14 protein-coding genes and 1 tRNA gene are annotated in these 16,513 nt (G+C 72.7%); 4 read left to right on the top strand and 11 right to left on the bottom strand.

Going from position 1 to position 16,513, the window contains the following annotated elements; genetic code table 11:
* Positions 1 to 104 precede the first annotated feature (104 nt).
* The 4 genes from tmk (at position 105) to BN159_RS20160 (ending at position 6,584) form a co-directional block, all read left to right on the top strand.
* Positions 105 to 3,299 (top strand): dTMP kinase, encoded by a 3,195-nt coding sequence (gene tmk, locus BN159_RS20175; protein ID WP_015658841.1) that lies wholly within the window; start codon positions 105 to 107, stop codon positions 3,297 to 3,299.
* 166 nt (positions 3,300 to 3,465) lie between these two features.
* Positions 3,466 to 4,671: a DNA polymerase III subunit delta' gene (locus tag BN159_RS20170; RefSeq protein ID WP_015658840.1), complete on the top strand. Its 1,206-nt coding sequence runs from the start codon at positions 3,466 to 3,468 to the stop codon at positions 4,669 to 4,671.
* A gap of 130 nt (positions 4,672 to 4,801) precedes the next feature.
* On the top strand, positions 4,802 to 6,388 hold the full coding sequence (locus BN159_RS20165; protein WP_015658839.1) for an alpha/beta hydrolase: 1,587 nt from the start codon (positions 4,802 to 4,804) through the stop codon (positions 6,386 to 6,388).
* A 119-nt stretch (positions 6,389 to 6,507) separates the two neighbouring features.
* Positions 6,508 to 6,584 (top strand) — tRNA-Thr (locus BN159_RS20160).
* A gap of 60 nt (positions 6,585 to 6,644) precedes the next feature.
* Here BN159_RS20160 and BN159_RS20155 read toward each other — a convergent pair.
* The 11 genes from BN159_RS20155 to BN159_RS42875 are packed head-to-tail and all read right to left on the bottom strand — an operon-like array spanning position 6,645 to position 16,513.
* Entirely contained in the window at positions 6,645 to 7,883 is a 1,239-nt protein-coding gene (locus BN159_RS20155; RefSeq protein ID WP_015658838.1) for an MFS transporter, read from the bottom strand.
* A complete protein-coding gene (locus tag BN159_RS20150) occupies positions 7,880 to 9,037 on the bottom strand; it encodes an ATP-grasp domain-containing protein (RefSeq protein ID WP_051113523.1) in 1,158 nt (385 codons plus the stop codon). Before BN159_RS20150 ends, BN159_RS20155 begins: the two co-directional genes overlap by 4 nt.
* A 29-nt stretch (positions 9,038 to 9,066) precedes the next feature.
* Positions 9,067 to 9,732 carry a metallophosphoesterase family protein gene (locus tag BN159_RS42885; protein ID WP_157901108.1) on the bottom strand — a complete coding sequence of 222 codons (666 nt, stop codon included), beginning with the start codon at positions 9,730 to 9,732 and terminating at the stop codon, positions 9,067 to 9,069.
* A 20-nt stretch (positions 9,733 to 9,752) separates the two neighbouring features.
* Positions 9,753 to 10,955: an ATP-grasp domain-containing protein gene (locus BN159_RS20140; RefSeq protein ID WP_015658835.1), complete on the bottom strand. Its 1,203-nt coding sequence runs from the start codon at positions 10,953 to 10,955 to the stop codon at positions 9,753 to 9,755.
* Positions 10,952 to 11,257, bottom strand: a complete 306-nt coding sequence (locus tag BN159_RS20135) for a glutaredoxin domain-containing protein (RefSeq protein WP_015658834.1) — start codon at positions 11,255 to 11,257, stop codon at positions 10,952 to 10,954. The genes BN159_RS20140 and BN159_RS20135 overlap by 4 nt, the downstream gene beginning before the upstream one ends.
* The gene (locus tag BN159_RS20130) at positions 11,257 to 12,399 is read right to left on the bottom strand and encodes a pyridoxal-phosphate-dependent aminotransferase family protein (RefSeq protein ID WP_015658833.1); all 1,143 of its coding nucleotides are present in this window, start codon (positions 12,397 to 12,399) and stop codon (positions 11,257 to 11,259) included. The genes BN159_RS20135 and BN159_RS20130 overlap by 1 nt, the downstream gene beginning before the upstream one ends.
* Positions 12,396 to 12,860: a YjbQ family protein gene (locus BN159_RS20125; RefSeq protein ID WP_015658832.1), complete on the bottom strand. Its 465-nt coding sequence runs from the start codon at positions 12,858 to 12,860 to the stop codon at positions 12,396 to 12,398. The genes BN159_RS20130 and BN159_RS20125 overlap by 4 nt, the downstream gene beginning before the upstream one ends.
* Positions 12,857 to 13,978: a phosphoenolpyruvate carboxykinase (ATP) gene (locus tag BN159_RS42880; protein ID WP_015658831.1), complete on the bottom strand. Its 1,122-nt coding sequence runs from the start codon at positions 13,976 to 13,978 to the stop codon at positions 12,857 to 12,859. The genes BN159_RS20125 and BN159_RS42880 overlap by 4 nt, the downstream gene beginning before the upstream one ends.
* The gene (locus tag BN159_RS20115; protein ID WP_015658830.1) at positions 13,975 to 14,910 is read right to left on the bottom strand and encodes an isocitrate lyase/phosphoenolpyruvate mutase family protein; all 936 of its coding nucleotides are present in this window, start codon (positions 14,908 to 14,910) and stop codon (positions 13,975 to 13,977) included. Before BN159_RS20115 ends, BN159_RS42880 begins: the two co-directional genes overlap by 4 nt.
* Complete coding sequence (locus BN159_RS20110) at positions 14,907 to 15,944, bottom strand: beta/alpha barrel domain-containing protein (RefSeq protein WP_015658829.1); 1,038 nt, start codon at positions 15,942 to 15,944, stop codon at positions 14,907 to 14,909. The genes BN159_RS20115 and BN159_RS20110 overlap by 4 nt, the downstream gene beginning before the upstream one ends.
* Positions 15,941 to 16,513, bottom strand: a complete 573-nt coding sequence (locus BN159_RS42875; RefSeq protein WP_015658828.1) for a thiamine pyrophosphate-dependent enzyme — start codon at positions 16,511 to 16,513, stop codon at positions 15,941 to 15,943. Before BN159_RS42875 ends, BN159_RS20110 begins: the two co-directional genes overlap by 4 nt.

The following is a 16,513-nucleotide window of genomic DNA, read 5'->3' as shown; positions in this document are numbered from 1 at the left end:
CGGCTTCGCGAAACGAACGCCCCGGCATCACTCTTTGATGTCGGGGCGGGCGTACGTTCGGGCGTACGCGACGGGCTGTCGGTGGCTGCCGATAGGCTGAAAGCATGACGCGTGCCGAGCAGCCAACGGCCCCCAATCCGGCCCCCGACGAAGCCCTCGCGGCGGACTCCCGCGAGCGCGCGGTCCGTGCGCTGCTGCGCCGACCGCAGCTCAGGAGGCTGTGGAGCGCACAACTCGTCGGCGGTGTCGGCGATGTCCTCGCCCTTCTCGTCCTTGTCCTCCTCGCACTTCAGGCGGCCATCGCCGAAGGCTCGTTCGGCGGCGGGTACCGGGGCGTGGCGTTCGCAGTGGCGACCGTCTTCGGTGCGCGCATCCTCGCGACCCTGCTCTTCGGCGCCGTCCTGCTCGGCCCGCTCACCTCGCTGACCTCCAAGGAGGGCCCGCTCGACCGGCTCTGGACCATGGTCGGCGCGGACGGACTGCGCGCCGCGCTGCTCATCGTCGCGCCGCTGTGGATCGACTGGACGCCCGAGAACGCCCTGGCGCTCCTCCTCGTGACCGTCTTCGTGACCGGGGTCGCCGAGCGCTTCTGGACCGTGTGCCGGGAGAGCGCGGCGCCCGCCCTGCTGCCCGCCCCGCCCCTGGAGGGCGCGACGGTACGGCCGCTGCCGGACCACATGGACGCCCTGCGGCGCCTGTCGCTGCGCACCAGCTTCCTGGCGATCCCGCTCGCGGCCGCCGCGCTCGTCACCGCGGCGCTGTTCAACAACCTGCTGGGCACCGGCATCGACTGGTTCGGCGAGCACCAGGCGGCGCTCGCGTCCTACGTCGCGGCCGGACTGTTCGCCGCGTCCCTGTCCGTGGTCACCTTCCTGGAACTGCCCGACACGCGCACCCCGCGCGCGCGTTCCCCGCTGGAGGGGCTGCGCCGCCCGAAGACGGGCACCGGCGTCGACAAGGGCCGTACCGGCGCGATCCCGCTGCTGGTGCCGGCCTGTGCGGCCGTCGCGGGCGCGGTGTCCGCCTCGGTCGCCGTGTCGGTGCTGCACGCCAAGGACCTGGGCGGCGGCCCGGTGCTCTACGGCCTGCTGGTGCTCGCGCTGACCGGCGGAGTCGGCGTCGGCATCCGTACGGCGCCCAAGGTGCTGGTGGCGCTGTCGCGCCGCCGCCTGCTGGCGCTGGCCATCGCGCTCACCGGTATCGCGCTGCTGGTCGCCGGGCTCGTCCCGGACGTCACCACCGTGCTGCTGGTCCTGGTGCTGGCGGGCGTCGCCGCAGGCGTGGCCGCCAACACCGGGCACACCCTGCTGGACCAGGAGACCGAGGACTTCCGGCGCCCGCGCACCACCGAGCATCTGCACGCGGTCGTCCGCGTGTTCGTGGCGCTCGGTGCCGTCGTCGCGCCCGTGGTGGCCGCGGCGATCGGCCCGCACCGGCTGGAGAACGGCCGGTTCGTGTTCGCGCACGGCGGTGCCGCGTTCACGCTGATGCTGGTCGGCGCGCTGCTGCTGCCGGTGGCCGCGCTGGTGCTGGCCAAGGTCGACGACCGGTCCGGGGTGCCCCTGCGGCACGATCTGCGCGACGCGCTGCTCGGCGGCGACGACCCCGAGCAGGTGCCCGCCGCGACCGGCTTCTTCGTCGCCCTGGAGGGCGGTGACGGCGCCGGCAAGTCGACCCAGGCCGAGGCGCTCGCGGAGTGGATCCGGGCCAAGGGCCACGAAGTCGTCGTGACGCGCGAGCCGGGCGCGACACCGGTCGGCAAGCGGCTGCGCTCGATCCTGCTGGACGTCTCCAGCGCCGGTCTGTCGCACCGCGCGGAGGCGCTGCTGTACGCGGCGGACCGCGCGGAGCACGTGGACACGGTGGTGCGGCCCGCGCTGGAGCGTGGCGCGGTGGTCATCTCCGACCGCTACATCGACTCGTCGGTCGCCTACCAGGGCGCGGGCCGTGACCTCTCGCCCACCGAGATCGCCCGTATCAACCGCTGGGCCACCAACGGCCTGGTGCCGCATCTGACCGTACTGCTGGACGTCGACCCGGAGACCGCGCGCGAGCGGTTCACCGAGGCGCCGGACCGGCTGGAGTCGGAGCCGGCGGAGTTCCACGCGCGCGTGCGCTCCGGTTTCCTGACCCTGGCCGCGTCCGACCCCGGGCGCTACCTCGTCGTGGACGCGGGCCAGGACCCCGAGTCCGTCACGACCGTCATCCGGCACCGGCTCGACCAGGCGCTGCCGCTGTCCGAGCAGGAGATCCGGGAGCAGGAGGAGGCGCGCCGCAAGGCCGAGGAGGAGGCCCGTAAGAAGGCCGAGGAGGAGGCTGCCCGCAAGGCCGAGGAGGAGCGGCAGGAGCGCGAGCGCCAGGAGCAGCTCGCCCGGCTGCGCGCCGAGGAGGAGGAGCGCAAGCGCCGCGAGCTGGAGGAGGCGCAGCGCCGCGAGGCCGAACGGCAGGCGGAGGAGGCCCGGCAGCGCGCCGAGGAGGCGGCTCGCCGTGCCGAGGAGGAGCGTCAGCGGCTCCTCGCCGAGGAGAAGGCCCGCGCGGAGGAAGAGGCCCGGCGCCGCGCGGACGAGGAGCGCCGCCGCAAGCAGGCCGAGGAGGAGGCCCGGCTGCGGGCCGAGGCCGAGGAGCGGCGGCTGGAGAAGCAGCGCAAGGCGGAAGAGGCGCTGATGCGGGCCGAGGAGGCGCGTCGCCTGGCCGAGCGTGCCACCGCGGCGGCGGAGGCAGGCCCCAAGCCGGCGCCTGCGGCGACACCGGACGGGACTCCCGACGCGGCGACTGTGCCGACGCCGGTGGTGACTCCGGAGGAGGCCGCCCGCGGGCGGGGGGACGAGACGGCCGTACTGCGGAGGGTGGAGGACCCGTCCGGGGCCTCGTCCGGGGCCTCGGAATCCGAGGTGACGGCCGAGCTGCCGCAGCCGCCGGCTCCTTCGGGGGCGGCGGACGAGACGGCGGTGCTGCCTCCGGTGGGAGCGGCGGACGAGACGGCCGTGTTGCCTCCGGTAGGGGCCGCTGACGAGACCGCGGTACTGCCTCCCGTACGGGACGAGGCTCCCGCGGACCGTGTTCCGCCGGGGATCTTCCGCGACGAACGGCAGCCGGAGCGGGCGGACGACCGTACGCGCGAGCTGCCCCAGGTCGACCCGCAGTCCGCCGAGCCGGAGCCCCGCCGACGCCGGCGGCCCCGCTCGGACTGGGCCGAGGAGACACCCCTCGACGACCTGCCGTCCCTGGCGGACGAACTGCTGGGACCGCGGGAGGACGAGTACGACGACGAGCGGGGGCAGGGGCGGGGGAGGCGCTGAGCGCGGAGCCTTCTTGGGGTGGAGGCACTGCGCCTTGCTGGGGTGGCGGCGCTGAGCGCGAACCCCCTCCGCGCAGGCGTACGCGGGCACGCCGCCCTCGTTGTCAGTGCCGCCCCTCACAATGGAGGGCGTACCGCGGCACGTGGACGGAAGGGCGGCGTGTGTCATGACCGTGTGGGATGACCTGGTGGGGCAGGAGAAGGTGAGCGAGCAGCTCACCGCCGCTGCCCGGGACGCCGACGCCCTGGTCACCGCGGCCGCCTCCGACGCCCCGCCCCCCGAGGCGTCGAAGATGACTCACGCCTGGCTGTTCACGGGCCCGCCCGGCTCCGGACGCACTCAGACGGCCCGCGCCTTCGCCGCCGCCCTCCAGTGCGTCAGCCCCGACCGCGCCCTCGGCGGAGCCCCCGGCTGCGGCTTCTGCGACGGCTGCCATACGGCCCTGGTGGGCACCCACGCCGACGTCACCACCGTCGCCGCCGTGGGCACCCAGATCCTCGCCGACGACATGCGGGACACCGTCCGCAAGTCGTTCACCTCACCCGCCAACGGCCGCTGGCAGGTCATCCTCGTCGAGGATGCCGAGCGCCTGAACGAGAAGTCGGCCAACGCCGTCCTGAAGGCGGTGGAGGAACCGGCCCCGCGCACGGTCTGGCTCCTGTGCGCCCCCTCCATCGAGGACGTCCTGCCCACGATCCGCTCCCGCTGCCGTCACCTGAACCTGCGCACGCCCTCGGTCGACGCGGTCGCCGACATGCTCGTACGCAGGGAAGGCATCGAACCCGCGGTCGCCGCCGCGGCGGCCCGTGCCACCCAGGGCCACGTCGACCGGGCCCGCCGACTCGCCACCGACCCGGCCGCCCGTGAGCGCAGAGCCGCCGTACTGAAGCTGCCGTTGCGGGTCGAGGACATCGGCGGCTGCCTCCGGGCCGCGCAGGAACTCGTCGACGCGGCGGCCGAGGACGCCAAACAACTTGCCGAGGAGCGGGACGGCAAGGAGACCGAGGAGCTGAAGGCGGCACTCGGCGCGGCCCAGGGCGGCCGGCTCCCGCGCGGTACGGCGGGCGTGATGAAGGACCTGGAGGACAAGCAGAAGCGCCGCCGCACCCGGACCCAGCGCGACAGCCTCGACCTCGCCCTGACCGACCTCACCGCCTTCTACCGCGACGTCCTGGCCCTCCAGCTCGGCTCCCGCGTGGCGATCGCCAACGCCGACGCCGAGGACACCCTGGACCGCCTGGCCCGGGGCAGCTCCCCCGAGTCCACACTCCGCCGTATCGAGGCCATCGCCGCCTGCCGGGACGCCCTGGACCGCAATGTGGCGCCGCTGCTGGCGGTGGAGGCGATGACGATGGCGCTGAGAGCGGGCTGAGCCGACAGGCCGTCTTCCCCGCGATCAGTCCGTCCTCCCCGCGATCAACAGAAGGCTGACGGGGTAACCCGTACGAGCTGCATCGTGCACAGAGGGAAACCAATCGGCTGCATAGAGTTACGCTCGCCTGATGCACATCAGGCGCCCCCACCCGACCCCCGCCCAGCCCCGCCGAGCCCGCGCGGCGGGAGCCTTCCTCGCCACGGCCGCGCTGGTGGTCTCCGCGTGCTCCACGGGCGGATCGACCACCTCCGCGAGCCCGGCGGCCGCGCCCGCCCTGGCCGCGCTGCCGCAGGCGACGCCGGACGCGCTCGCGTCGTACTACGGGCAGAAGCTGGCCTGGCGCAGCTGCGGAGTCCCCGGCTTCCAGTGCGCCACGCTGAAGGCGCCGCTCGACTACGCGAAACCGGAGGAGGGCGACATCCGGCTGGCCGTGGCCCGCAAGAAGGCCACCGGACCGGGCGAGCGGATCGGGTCGCTGCTGGTCAATCCGGGCGGGCCGGGAGGCTCGGCGGTCGGCTACCTCCAGGCGTACGCCGGTATCGGCTACCCGGCCGAGGTCCGCGCCCGCTACGACATGGTCGCCGTCGACCCGCGGGGCGTCGCCCGCAGCGAACCCGTCGAATGCCTGGACGGGCCGGACATGGACACGTACACCCAGACCGATCTCACACCCGACGACGGGGCGGAGCAGTCGGCGCTGGTGGACGCGTACAAGAAGCTCGCCGAGGGCTGCGGGGCGGACTCGCCGGAGCTGCTGCGCCATGTGTCCACCGTCGAGGCGGCGCGGGACATGGACATCCTGCGCGCGGTGCTGGGGGACGAGCGGCTGACCTATGTGGGGGCGTCGTACGGCACCTTCCTCGGGGCGACGTACGCGGGACTGTTCCCGCAGCGGGCCGGGCGCCTGGTCCTGGACGGCGCCATGGACCCCTCACTCCCCGCCCGTCGGCTGAACCTCGACCAGACTGCGGGGTTCGAGACGGCGTTCAAGGCGTTCGCGCGGGACTGCGTCCAGCAGCCGGACTGCCCGCTGGGCACGAAGGCGGACAAGGTCGGCGACAACCTCAAGGCCTTCTTCGAGAAGCTCGATGCCCAACCGATCCCGACGGGCGACGCGGACGGCCGCAAGCTCGGCGAGTCCCTGGCCACGATCGGCGTGATCGCGGCGATGTACGACGAGGCGGCCTGGGCGCAACTGCGCGAGGCGCTGACCACGGCGATGAAGGAGAACGACGGCGCCGGACTGCTGGTCCTCGCGGACAGCTACTACGAGCGGGACGCGGACGGCCGCTACTCGAACCTGATGTTCGCCAACGCCGCCGTGAACTGCCTGGACCTCCCCGCCGCCTTCGACACCCCCGAACAGGTGCGGGACGCGCTGCCCGCCTTCGAGAAGGCGTCCCCCGTCTTCGGCGAGGGCCTGGCCTGGGCGTCCCTGAACTGCGCGTACTGGCCGGTGGCCGCCACCGGTGAGCCGCACCGCATCGAGGCGCAGGGAGCGGCCCCGATCGTCGTGGTCGGCACCACCCGCGACCCGGCGACCCCGTACCGCTGGGCCCGCGCCCTGGCCTCCCAGCTCACCTCGGCCCGCCTGCTCACCTACGAGGGAGACGGCCACACCGCGTACGGCCGCGGCAGCGACTGCATCGACCGCACGATCAACGCCTACCTCCTCCGAGGCACCCCTCCCACGGACCGAAAGCGCTGCTCATAGCCCCTGCACAGCCCCTGCCCCCGGCTCCGGAACGACCCCCTCCGGGCCGGGTACGGAGCACCCTCAGAAACTGTGTAGACTTACCGACGTTGCTGATCGCACCATAGTGCGGACAGCGCGCCGCCTTAGCTCAGATGGCCAGAGCAACGCACTCGTAATGCGTAGGTCTCGGGTTCGAATCCCGAAGGCGGCTCCACTCGGGACCAGGTCAGATGTTTTCTGGCCTGGTCTTTTGTGTTGGTCGGGTGATGGTTGGTCAGCTCGGTGCGGGCGCCCGCAGTGCCAGTGGAGCCGCCGCTCCCGCCAGGGCGAACAGGGCGCCCAGCACGAGCCAACCCGCGCGCGGGTGGTCGCCGAGGCAGAGGACCGCGATCAGCACCGGTGCCACCGCGGTCGCGGCGCCGCGGCCCAGGGAGAAGAAGCCCTGGTACTGGCCGTGCATGCCGTCCGGCGCGAGGGAGAAGCTCAGCCCGAACGAGCCTGCCGACAGCCACAGTTCGCCGAAGGTGAGGGCGGCGGCGAAGAGAAGCAGCAGAACCGTCGCCGGCCGGCCGTCCATCCCGCCGGTGAACGCCACCAGCGCGCACGCGGCGAACAGGGCGATCCCCGAGTCCCGGCACATACGTGCGGCCCGACGGTCGTCCTCGGCGCCGCGGCTGAACCGTATCTGTAGACAGATCACCATCACCGTGTTGACGGCGACGATGCCCGATACCAGGACCGGCGGTGCCTCGGTGTGCCCCAGTACCCACAGCGGTACGGCGAAGGACAGCACCTGCGCCTGGAGCGACAGAACACCGCAGATCAGGGTGACGGCGGCGTAGCGCCGGTCGCGCAGGACCTGCCAGCCGGAACCGGTGGGCGGCGCCTTCTCGGCGGGCCGGGACTCCCGTGCACGCAGCCACCGCAGTGGCACCGCCGCTGCCGGGTAGGTCAGCGCGGTGCACCACAGCAAGGCCATGTACCCGGCCGTGGTGTCGGCCTGGATGACCAGCGCCGAGGCCGCCGCGCCGATCGTGACGCCGACGTTGGTCACCACCCGCAGATAGGCCCGCAGCCGCACCCGTTCGACGCCCTCCCCGACCGTGGCGACCAGCGCGCCGCGGGCCGCGGTGCTGCCCTGCTCGGCGAGGAGGAAGACCAGGATCAGTGCCAGGAACACCGGGAACGTACGGGCGAAGGCCAGCGCGGCCATCGTGGCGAACTGGACGCCGAGCAGGCCGGTGTACGTCGGCCGGGGGCCGAACCGGTCCGCCATCTTCCCCAGCGGTACGGCACCGGCCAGCGCCGCGATCCCGGCGACGGTGAGCGCGGAGGCGACCTGGTGCACGGGCAGTCCGACGACCCGCGTGAAGAACAGGGTGCTGGTGGTCAGATAGAGCCCGCTGCCGACCGTCTTGATCAGCCATGACAGGGCGAGCAGTCGGGGTTCGCCGGGAGCGGGCAGAGCGGCGTCGAGCAGGGCGCGCGCCCGGCCCGGGGCGGAGGTGGTCATGCCGCGGGCCCGGCCAACTCGTGCAGCCCCGCGATGAACGTCTCCGCTGCCGTCTCGTCCGCGGCCTTGAAGTACGCCTCCAGATGCCCCGGGCTGGCGCACTCCTCGGGCGTCAGCACCTCCAGCACGCCGGGCAGGGCCAGTACGCGCTCGCGCAGGCCGGGCAGCGCGGGCAGCCGGGTACGGCCGATCGTCTCGGGGTGCGGTTCGCGGGCCGGGCGGCTGGGCTGTTCACCGGCCGAGACCCGGACGAACTCCTCCCACAAATCCAGCCCGAAGGCGTGCCACCACATCCGGGAGATGCCCATGCCGCCCGGCCGTACGGCCACTTCGCCGATGACCGGTCCCGCCTGGGTTCGGAACACCTCCAGGTGTGTGACCCCGGCCGACAGGCCGAGCGCGGCGACCACCCGGCGGTGCAGGTCCAGGACCTCCCGCGAGAACGGGTCGGCCTGGTCGGCGACGTACCCGCTGTTCAGGTTCGGCGAGACGCGAAGCGGCGGGAGGAAGTAGCGGGAGACGGCCGCGCGGGCCACCTCGCCGTCGTGGACGACGCCGTCGCAGTGGTACTCGTGCGTGAACCGCACCAGGCGCTCCACCTGGACCGGCAGCCGCTTGCCCGCGAGGTCGGCGAAGTCGCCGGCCCGGTGCCGCTCGGCGAACTCCTCGGGGGAGTCGACGCGGTAGGTGCATTTCGAGGCGGCGCCGAACACCGGCTTGATCATGACGGGCCAGCCGGTCCGCTCCGCCGCCCGGGGCACTTCGTCGACCGTGGCGGCCTGGGCGTAGTCCGTCACCGGGAGGCCGGCGGCACGCAGCCTGTCCTTCATGGCCCGCTTGTGGGCGCCCCACAGGGACTGGTCGAAGCCCGGACCGGGCACGCCGAGCAGAACGCGGACCAGCCCGGCCGCCGGCACGCTCTTCTCGGTGGCTGCGATGACGTGGTCGACGGGGCCGTGTGCGGCGAGTTCGTACGCCGCCTGCTCGACCTGTGTCAGGTCGGCGAAGTTGTCGACGTACGCCACCTCATGATTGCGGTACAGGTCGGCGTACACCTTGCGGGTGATGACGCGGACGGTCACGTCGGGGCGACGGGCCAGGGCCTCGAGGACCTCGGGCTTGTCCGAGTTGAGCAGGAGTACCTGCCGGGTCACTGCTTCTCCGTGGGTTGAGGGGCCGTGGGTCATGGGGCCGTGGGATGCGGTGCGTGGTGGTAGGTGACGGTGGCGGCGGCCTCGTCGACGACGGCCCAGACGGGGGAGGGGCCGCGGTCCGGGGCGCAGCGGGTGACGGAGCCCACGTTGACGACGTAGCGGCCGTCCGGCGCGAGCGGGATCGGCTCCCCGAACCGCACGGGCAGGCGTTCCACCCGCACCGGGCGGCCGTTGGGGCCCGGCCGCAGGCGGTACACGGCACTGCGGTGATGGTGTCCGTGCACCAGCGCCCGGCCGGGAAAGTCCGCCTCGGCGGGGCACCACAGCCCCGGTTCCAGTTCACGCCACGGCAACGGGTGGCCGTGGCAGTACAGGGCGAAGTCGGTGCGGTGCTCCAAGGGGGCGTCGAGCAGCGGGCGGGTCCAGTCGGGCAGGTGGTGGTCGGGCACCAGGGCGCGGATCCGCTCCTCCTGGTTGCCCCGCACCAGCCGTACCCCGTGCAGGAGCCGGGCGAGTTCGGGGTCCGGGTCGAAGACGTCGGTCAGGCGGCCGCCGAACTCGTACCCGGCCACCTCCCGTTTCCCGACCCGGCACTCGAACACGTCGCCGAGGCAGACCACCCGTTCCACCCGCTGCGCACGGATCCCCTCGAGAACGGCTCGCAGCCGCGCTGTGTCCCCGTGGATGTCGGTCACCACGGCATGGCGCACCGCGCTCACCCGCTCGTTTCGATCCGCACCCGGGCCGCCAACTCCTCGCAGACACGGGCGGCGTCGGCCGCGTCCGTGCCGTCGGTGATGATGTGTCCGGCGCGGTCCTGCGAGCTGCGCACCGGGCGGACCAGGTCGCCGACCGCGACGTCCAGCTGGATCTCCGCGGTGGTGCCCCCGGTGTCGGGCAGGGCGATGTGCCGGACCGTTCCGGGCGGTGGAGTCAGGAAGCGGATGGCCGCTCCCCGGCGGGCGACGGGTGGGCCGGCGGGCGGGCGCAGCAGACCGAACGGGCAGCCCGCGGTGAGGCTCACCACGTCCAGGCCATGGGCCCGGCGCAGCAGTTCACGGATCTTGTCGCCGCCGATGCGGTTGTGCGACTCCAGGACGCGCGGGCCCTTCCCGGTGACCTTGACCTCGGTGTGGGCCGGTCCCTCCGTCAGTCCCACGGTGTCCAGGAAGGCGTGGACGAGGGCGGCGACCTCCGCCAGGACGGGCGCGGGCAGGGCGCTCGGCTGGGTGTGCCCGGTCTCCACGAACGCGGGACCGACCAGCTTGTCGGTCACCGCGAGCACGGTGTGCTTCCCGTCGTAGGAGAAGCTCTCCACGCTGATTTCGGGGCCGTCGAGGTACTCCTCGGCGATCGGCTGCGTGCCGCCCGCCGCTTCGAACGCCCGCCAGACGTCCTCGGCGGCCTGCGGCCCGGCCACCCGGAAGACGGCCTGACTGCTGGTGCCGGCCGCGGGTTTGAGGATGACCGGACCGCCTGTCGTACGGCAGAACGCGGCGAGGTCGGCCGCGTCGCGCGGCGCGGCGGTGTGCACCGGGCCGATGCCACGGGCGTTGAGGATCTCCCGCATACGCTGCTTGTCCTGGAGCAGGCCCACGGTGTGCAGCGAGTTCCCGGGCAGGCCGAGCCGTTCGGCGAGCGCGGCCGTGGGCAGCAGGCCGCGCTCGGTGAGCGACAGCACCCGCCCGAAGGGGCGTTCGGCGTGCAGCGGCGCCAGGGCCGCGTGCAGCGCGTCGGTGTCCGCCAGGTCCACGGCGAGGGCCGTGTCGGCCTCCGCGGCGACAGGCGGCGCCGGCCGCGCGGCGTCGTGCACGAAGACGGTGTCGATGCCCAACGTGCGGGCCGCGCGCACCAGTTGCGGGGTGCCCGCGAGCACCGCGATACGCGGTGTCGCGGGCACCTGCTGCCCGAAGGTCATGCCACGGGCTCCGGCTGGGTGTCCACGGCGGTGTCCGCCCGAGGCGCCACTTCGTCCGGGTCGCCGAAGCGCTCCTTGAGATACGCGATGATGTCCGCGTTCTCCCGCAGCTTGCCCGGGATGACGGTGGCGCCGTCGACCAGGGCCGGGATGAACTTGCTGCCCGTGGTGCGGATCAGCTCGTGCCGCTCCTCGCGCGGCTTGGGCACGTTGATGTTGAGGTAGGAGATCTGGAGCTTGGTGAGCAGCTCGCGCACCGGCTTGCAGTCGGGGCAGGTCTCCCGCTGGAACAGGACGAGCATCAGCGGCCCTCCTCGTGGAACGTACGGATGATCTCGCCGACGCCGGAGCCCGGCGTGAACGTGTGGCCCAGGTCGAGCAGGGCCATTTCCAGGGCGCCGAAGATCCCGCTCAGGTCGAGGGCGTCGGCCGCGCCCACGTGTCCGACCCGGATGAGCTTGCCCTTGAGGTGCGCCTGACCGCCGGTCATGGTGACGCCGTACGAGGTGGACAGCGTCTTCAGCAGCTGACCGGTGTCGATGCCCTCGGGCGCGAGGGCCGAGGTGATGACGTGGCTGCGCCGGTTCGGGGCCTGGACGAAGGTGCTGAACCCGAGCTTCAGCAGGCCGCGTTCGGCCGCCTTGCCGAGGACGGCATGGCGCCTGCGGAAGGCCTCCATGCCCTCCTCGTCCAGCATCTTCAGCGACTCGTGCAGAGCGAGCAGCAGGGACACCGCGGGAGACGAGGACGACATCGGGTAGAACTGGCGCAGCCGCTTGAACGACCAGTAGTAGTTCGGCCCGGTGGACCGTTCCACGGCCGTCCACGCCTTGTCGGAGAGGGCGACGAAGGCGAGCCCCGGCGGCAGCATGAAGCCCTTGTGGGACGCGGCGAGGACCACGTCCAGGCCCCACGCGTCCATCTCCAGCGGGTGCACCAGCAGTCCGCTGATGGCGTCGACGACCACGACCACGTCGGTGTCGCGGAAGATCCGCCCGATCGCCTCGACGTCGTTGAGCGCCCCGGTGGACGTCTCGCTGTAGACGACGAACGCGCCCTTGATTTCCGGGTGTTCGCGGTAGGCGGCGGCCACCCGCTCGGGGTCGGCGCTGGTGCCCCAGTCGCTCTCGACGACGTGTACGACGAGTCCGTAGGACGTGCAGATCGCCTGGAAGCGCTCGCCGAAGTAGCCGTTGGAGACGACCAGGACCTCGTCGCCGGCCGAGAAGCAGCCCGCGACCGCGGCCTCCATCGCCCCGGTCCCGGAGGAGGCGATGGTGTACACGGGGGAGCTGGTGCCGAACAGCGGGGGCAGGGCACCGCTGATTTCGTGGATCAGCTGCTCCATCTCGGTGGAGCGGTGGTGGATGATCTCGCGGGCCCCGGCCAGCAGCAGGCGCTGCGGAACCTCGGTGGGGCCGGGTGTGGCCAGCCGCAGCTTCACCGGCTGTTCTCCTTGATCTCGTCGGTGTGGGGGGCGGTCGCCGCGGGCCGGGGAGCGTCGACGAAGACGCGGCGGGTGGCGGGCTTCAGATCGAAGTCGAAGAGCACCACGCGGTGGCTCGGCGACATGGCGAGGCGGCCGTCCCGGAAGGGGACGAGGAGACTGGTGCCGAGCAGCGACGACTTCAGGTGCGAGAAGCCGTTGGGGTCGGCGGTGGTCAGCTCGTGCAGATAGCGGCTGCCGTCGGCGGGGGACTCCGGCGCGATCCGCTCCAGGGTCCGCAACAGGTCCTGCACGGCGCCCGGTTCGTAGCGCATCACGGTGAGCCCGATGGTGCTGCCGTGCGCGAACACTCCGGCCAGACCGTCGCCGGTGCCGTGCTCCTGGAGAGCGGCGGCGATCCGGTCGGTGAGGTCGTAGTGCGAGTTGAGGCCGGTGCTCTCCACCGTCAGTTCGATCACCGGGCCGCCTCCGCGGGCCCGCCGATCGTCGGCGGCACGTTCTCGGCCGTCAGGTCGCCCGGGCCGGTCAGCGTCCAGGCGGACAGTTCGGCCAGGGCGTCGGTGATGCGGTCGCGCTGCGCGGCGTGGGCGGCGCGGCCGTCCTCGAGGTAGTGGTGCCAGCCGGCGTTGGCGCCGTCGAACGCCGACTCCACGTTGGCGCGCAGGACGTCGGCGTGCTCCTGGCGGCTGCCGGTCAGCGGCTCGACGACGGTGCGCTCGCCGGGGCCGATCGCCGGGTGCAGGATCGCCGCGACGGGCACGCGCACCCCGACCGGGGCGCTCGGGAAGCGGTCCCGGAACGGCAGCGGGTCCACCGCGAACTTCCCCACGGGCGAGAACGCGTGGCCCTCGGCGGGCACGTAGTCGTCCCCGATGCCCGCGATCTCCTTCAGGCCCCGGTACTTGGCGACGGTGCCGTAGCCGAGGTGCGGGTAGTCGGGCCAGCCGGCCGCGACGACCGAGCCGTCCGGCAGCTCGTGCAGCACGGTCTTGTCGCCGCTGAGCACCTGATAGCCGAAGTGCTCCACCAGCTCCAGGAGCACGGTGCTCTTGCCGGCCCCCTTCGCGCCGGTGACCAGTACGACCTCGCCGTCCCGGTAGGCGGCGGTGGCGTGCAGCACCGCGGCGCCGGTGTTCTCCTGGTGCTTCAGCACCAGGTCGCGCACCAGCTCGACGAGGTCCATGTGCCCGCCGGCCCCGAGCGTCACGTCGATCACGCGGGTGGCGGGGTCGAAGACGAAGCGGCTGCCCGTCTTGGTGCACTCCAGGTACTCGCGGCCGTCCACGACGGCCCGCAGGGCCGGCACGGTGAAGAACTCGCTGGCGCTCTTGCGGAGGTAGATGTCCTCCGTCACGGTCCCGGCCACCGGCGCGAGGCGCTCCGGGTCAGGGGCGTGGACGCGCAGGGTCGCGACCGGCTCGCGGTCGTACTCGCCGGGCTTGGCCTCCTCGGCGACCAGATGGGTGGCGAGGAAGGCGAGCGCGTCGTCGATGTCGGCGCCGGGCGCCACCTCCAGGTCGAGGTGGGTGCCGTGGAAGTCCAGCCGCAGGGCGGTGGAGTCGGTCGGGCTGGTCACTGTGCGGCCTCCGCGAGTTCGCGTCCCAGGGACTCGTAGCGCTCCTGCTGCTGAAGCATCTGGGGCATGCGCTGCAGGTCGAAGATCTCCTTGAGCGGGGCGAGTTCGGGCTCCACGTTCAGCGTGGTGCCGTCCCGCATGATCTTGGTGAGGGTCTCCCGCATGGCCCGGATCGAGCTGCGCAGCGCCTGGTTGGCGTAGATCGCCATGGCGAAGCCGCGCTGCTCCAGTTCCTCGACGGTGACCTGGTTGTACGTGGTCGGCACGACGATCACCGGGAGTCCGCCGTGGTAGGCCTCGCGGAAGGCGAAGACCTCCTCGGGGTCCTTGCGCTTGGAGTGGATGAGCAGGGCGTCCGCCCCGGCCCGCTCGTACACGTCGGCCCGGCGCAGTGCCTCCGCCATGCCCTGCCCGGAGATCAGCGCCTCCAGCCGGGCGACCACGACCATGTCGGTACGCGTCTCCGTGGCGGCCCGGATCTTGCCCGCGAAGTCGTCCAGCGGGGCGAGGTCCTGGTTGCCCTCGATGAAGCTGTTGAGCTTGGGGAACTGCTTGTCCTCGATGCACACGCCGGCCACGCCGCGCGCCTCGTAGGAGCGCACCATGTGGATGACGTTGTTGACGTTGCCGAACCCGGAGTCGCAGTCCGCGAGGACCGGGATGTCCACGGCGGCCGCGAGGCCGGCGGCCGCGTCGAGGCATTCGCCCAGGGCGAGGATGTTGGCGTCGGGCACGCCGGCCGTGGCCGAGATCTCCAGCCCGCTGGACCAGACGACGTCGAAGCCGGCCTCCTCGGCGAGCCGTGCGCTGAGCGGGCTGTGCGAGCCCATGGCACGTGTCAGTCGCGGTGCGGCGAGCGCCGAGCGCAGCCGCTGTGCCGCGCCGGTCGGCGGGTCGTTCGGTTCCTGCTGGGGCGGTCGGCTCCCGGTCATGCGTCCCCTCCGTTTGTCTGTTCGGTCTGGTCGGCGGTCTGTCCGGCCAGTTCTCGGCACACGTCCTCGACCGTCTCGTCGAGGACCTTGCGCGGCCGTGCCGCACCGATCCTGCGCCCGACCTCCCAGGGATCGAGTCCGTGGTGGGCGCTGATCTTCTCGATGCGGTCCTGGAAGTAGAAGTGGTGGTCGTTGATGCCGGCCGCGATCTCGGCCCGGCGCACCGTCATGGGGCGTGGCAGCACCTGCTCGGCCACGTACTCGGCGGCTTCGCAGACCAGGGGCAGATCGGCGTGGGTGTCGTACTTGGGCCACGCGGTGAGGAAGGCCGCGGCCTGCTCGGTGGCGAGGTTGCCGGCGCCCCGCGCCATGGCGCAGAGCGAGGCGTCCAGCCAGCTCACGCCCGCGTCCAGGCCGGCGACCGCGTTGGCCGCGGCCAGGCCGAGGTTGTTGTGGGCGTGGATGCCGAGCGGTGTCGGCAGCCGCTCGGCCAGCAGCTCGACCCGCCGGCGTACGTCGTCCGGAGTGAGCGCGCCGAAGGAGTCGGCGATGTAGAAGACGTCCGGTGCCTCCGATGCCACGACCGCGGCGACCTCGGCCAGCTGCTCCTGGTTGGTGTAGCTGACGGCCATCAGGTTGACCCCGACCTTGAGGCCGAGGGCCCGCACGGCACGGACGTACTCCGGGACCCCGTCGATGTTCCACGGGTAGGCGGCGACGCGCACCATGGACACCGGGCTGTCGGGCAGGTCGTCCATGGCCCGTACCGGGCACACGGTGGGTACGACCATCACGGCCAGCTCGGCGTGCGAGACGGTCGGCAGCGCGGCGAGGTACTCGGGCGTGCAGTGCGCCGAGGGCCCCGCGGTGGCGCTGGCCCTGCTCCCGGAGCCGCCGCGGTAGCCGACCTCGATGACGTCGATGCGGGCGGCGTCCAGGGTGCTCACGATGGTGTGGACGTCGGTGGCGGTGAACTGCCAGTCGTTCTGATTCCCGCCGTCGCGCAGGGTGCAGTCGAGCAGGGTGGGTTTCACACGGCTCCTTCCAGATGCGCCGCCGGATCGGCCAGTTGGGCGCGGAATCGTTTCACCAGCTCCTGGGGCGTGTGCTCCACGCGCTTTCCCGCGGGGTGGCTGCGCAGCCTGCACCGGATCCGCACCAGCGTGGGCGTGCCGGTCAGGTCCAGGGCGGCCAGCTGGTCGAGATCGTCCACGGTGTGCGCGGCGGCGTAACCGGCCGCGAGAGCCATGGCCGCCGGGTCGCCGAGGGCGGCGGTGCGCTGGCCGCCGGTGCTCTCGTGGGCGCCGTTGTCGAGGACGACATGGATCAGATTCGGCCGGTGCTCGGCGATCATCGGCAGACAGCCCGGGTTCATGGCGAACGAGCCGTCGCCGTCCAGCACCAGCACCCGGCGGTCCGGGTGGGCCAGCGCGATGCCGAGCCCGATCGGCGCGGCCATGCCCATGGAGCCGACGAGATAGAAGTGGTTGGCGCGATCGCGGATGTTGTACACGTCGCGCGTGATGTAGCCGCAGGTGCTCACCGTCAGGGCGGCGGACTCGCGCTCCAGCAGTGCGCCCAGGGCGTCACGGATGTCCAGCAA

Source organism: Streptomyces davaonensis JCM 4913 (genome assembly GCF_000349325.1).
GTDB lineage: Bacteria > Actinomycetota > Actinomycetes > Streptomycetales > Streptomycetaceae > Streptomyces > Streptomyces davaonensis.
This window is presented reverse-complemented; position numbering and strand designations above follow the sequence as displayed.

Coding starts and splice junctions, on each gene's coding strand:
- BN159_RS20155 (WP_015658838.1), bottom strand. CDS start 7,883: ATGACCACCTCCGCCCCGGGCCGGGCGCGCGCCCTGCTCGACGCCGCT.
- BN159_RS20115 (WP_015658830.1), bottom strand. CDS start 14,910: ATGACCGGGAGCCGACCGCCCCAGCAGGAACCGAACGACCCGCCGACC.
- BN159_RS20135 (WP_015658834.1), bottom strand. CDS start 11,257: ATGCTCGTCCTGTTCCAGCGGGAGACCTGCCCCGACTGCAAGCCGGTG.
- BN159_RS20140 (WP_015658835.1), bottom strand. CDS start 10,955: ATGACCTTCGGGCAGCAGGTGCCCGCGACACCGCGTATCGCGGTGCTC.
- BN159_RS20165 (WP_015658839.1), top strand. CDS start 4,802: ATGCACATCAGGCGCCCCCACCCGACCCCCGCCCAGCCCCGCCGAGCC.
- tmk (WP_015658841.1), top strand. CDS start 105: ATGACGCGTGCCGAGCAGCCAACGGCCCCCAATCCGGCCCCCGACGAA.
- BN159_RS20170 (WP_015658840.1), top strand. CDS start 3,466: ATGACCGTGTGGGATGACCTGGTGGGGCAGGAGAAGGTGAGCGAGCAG.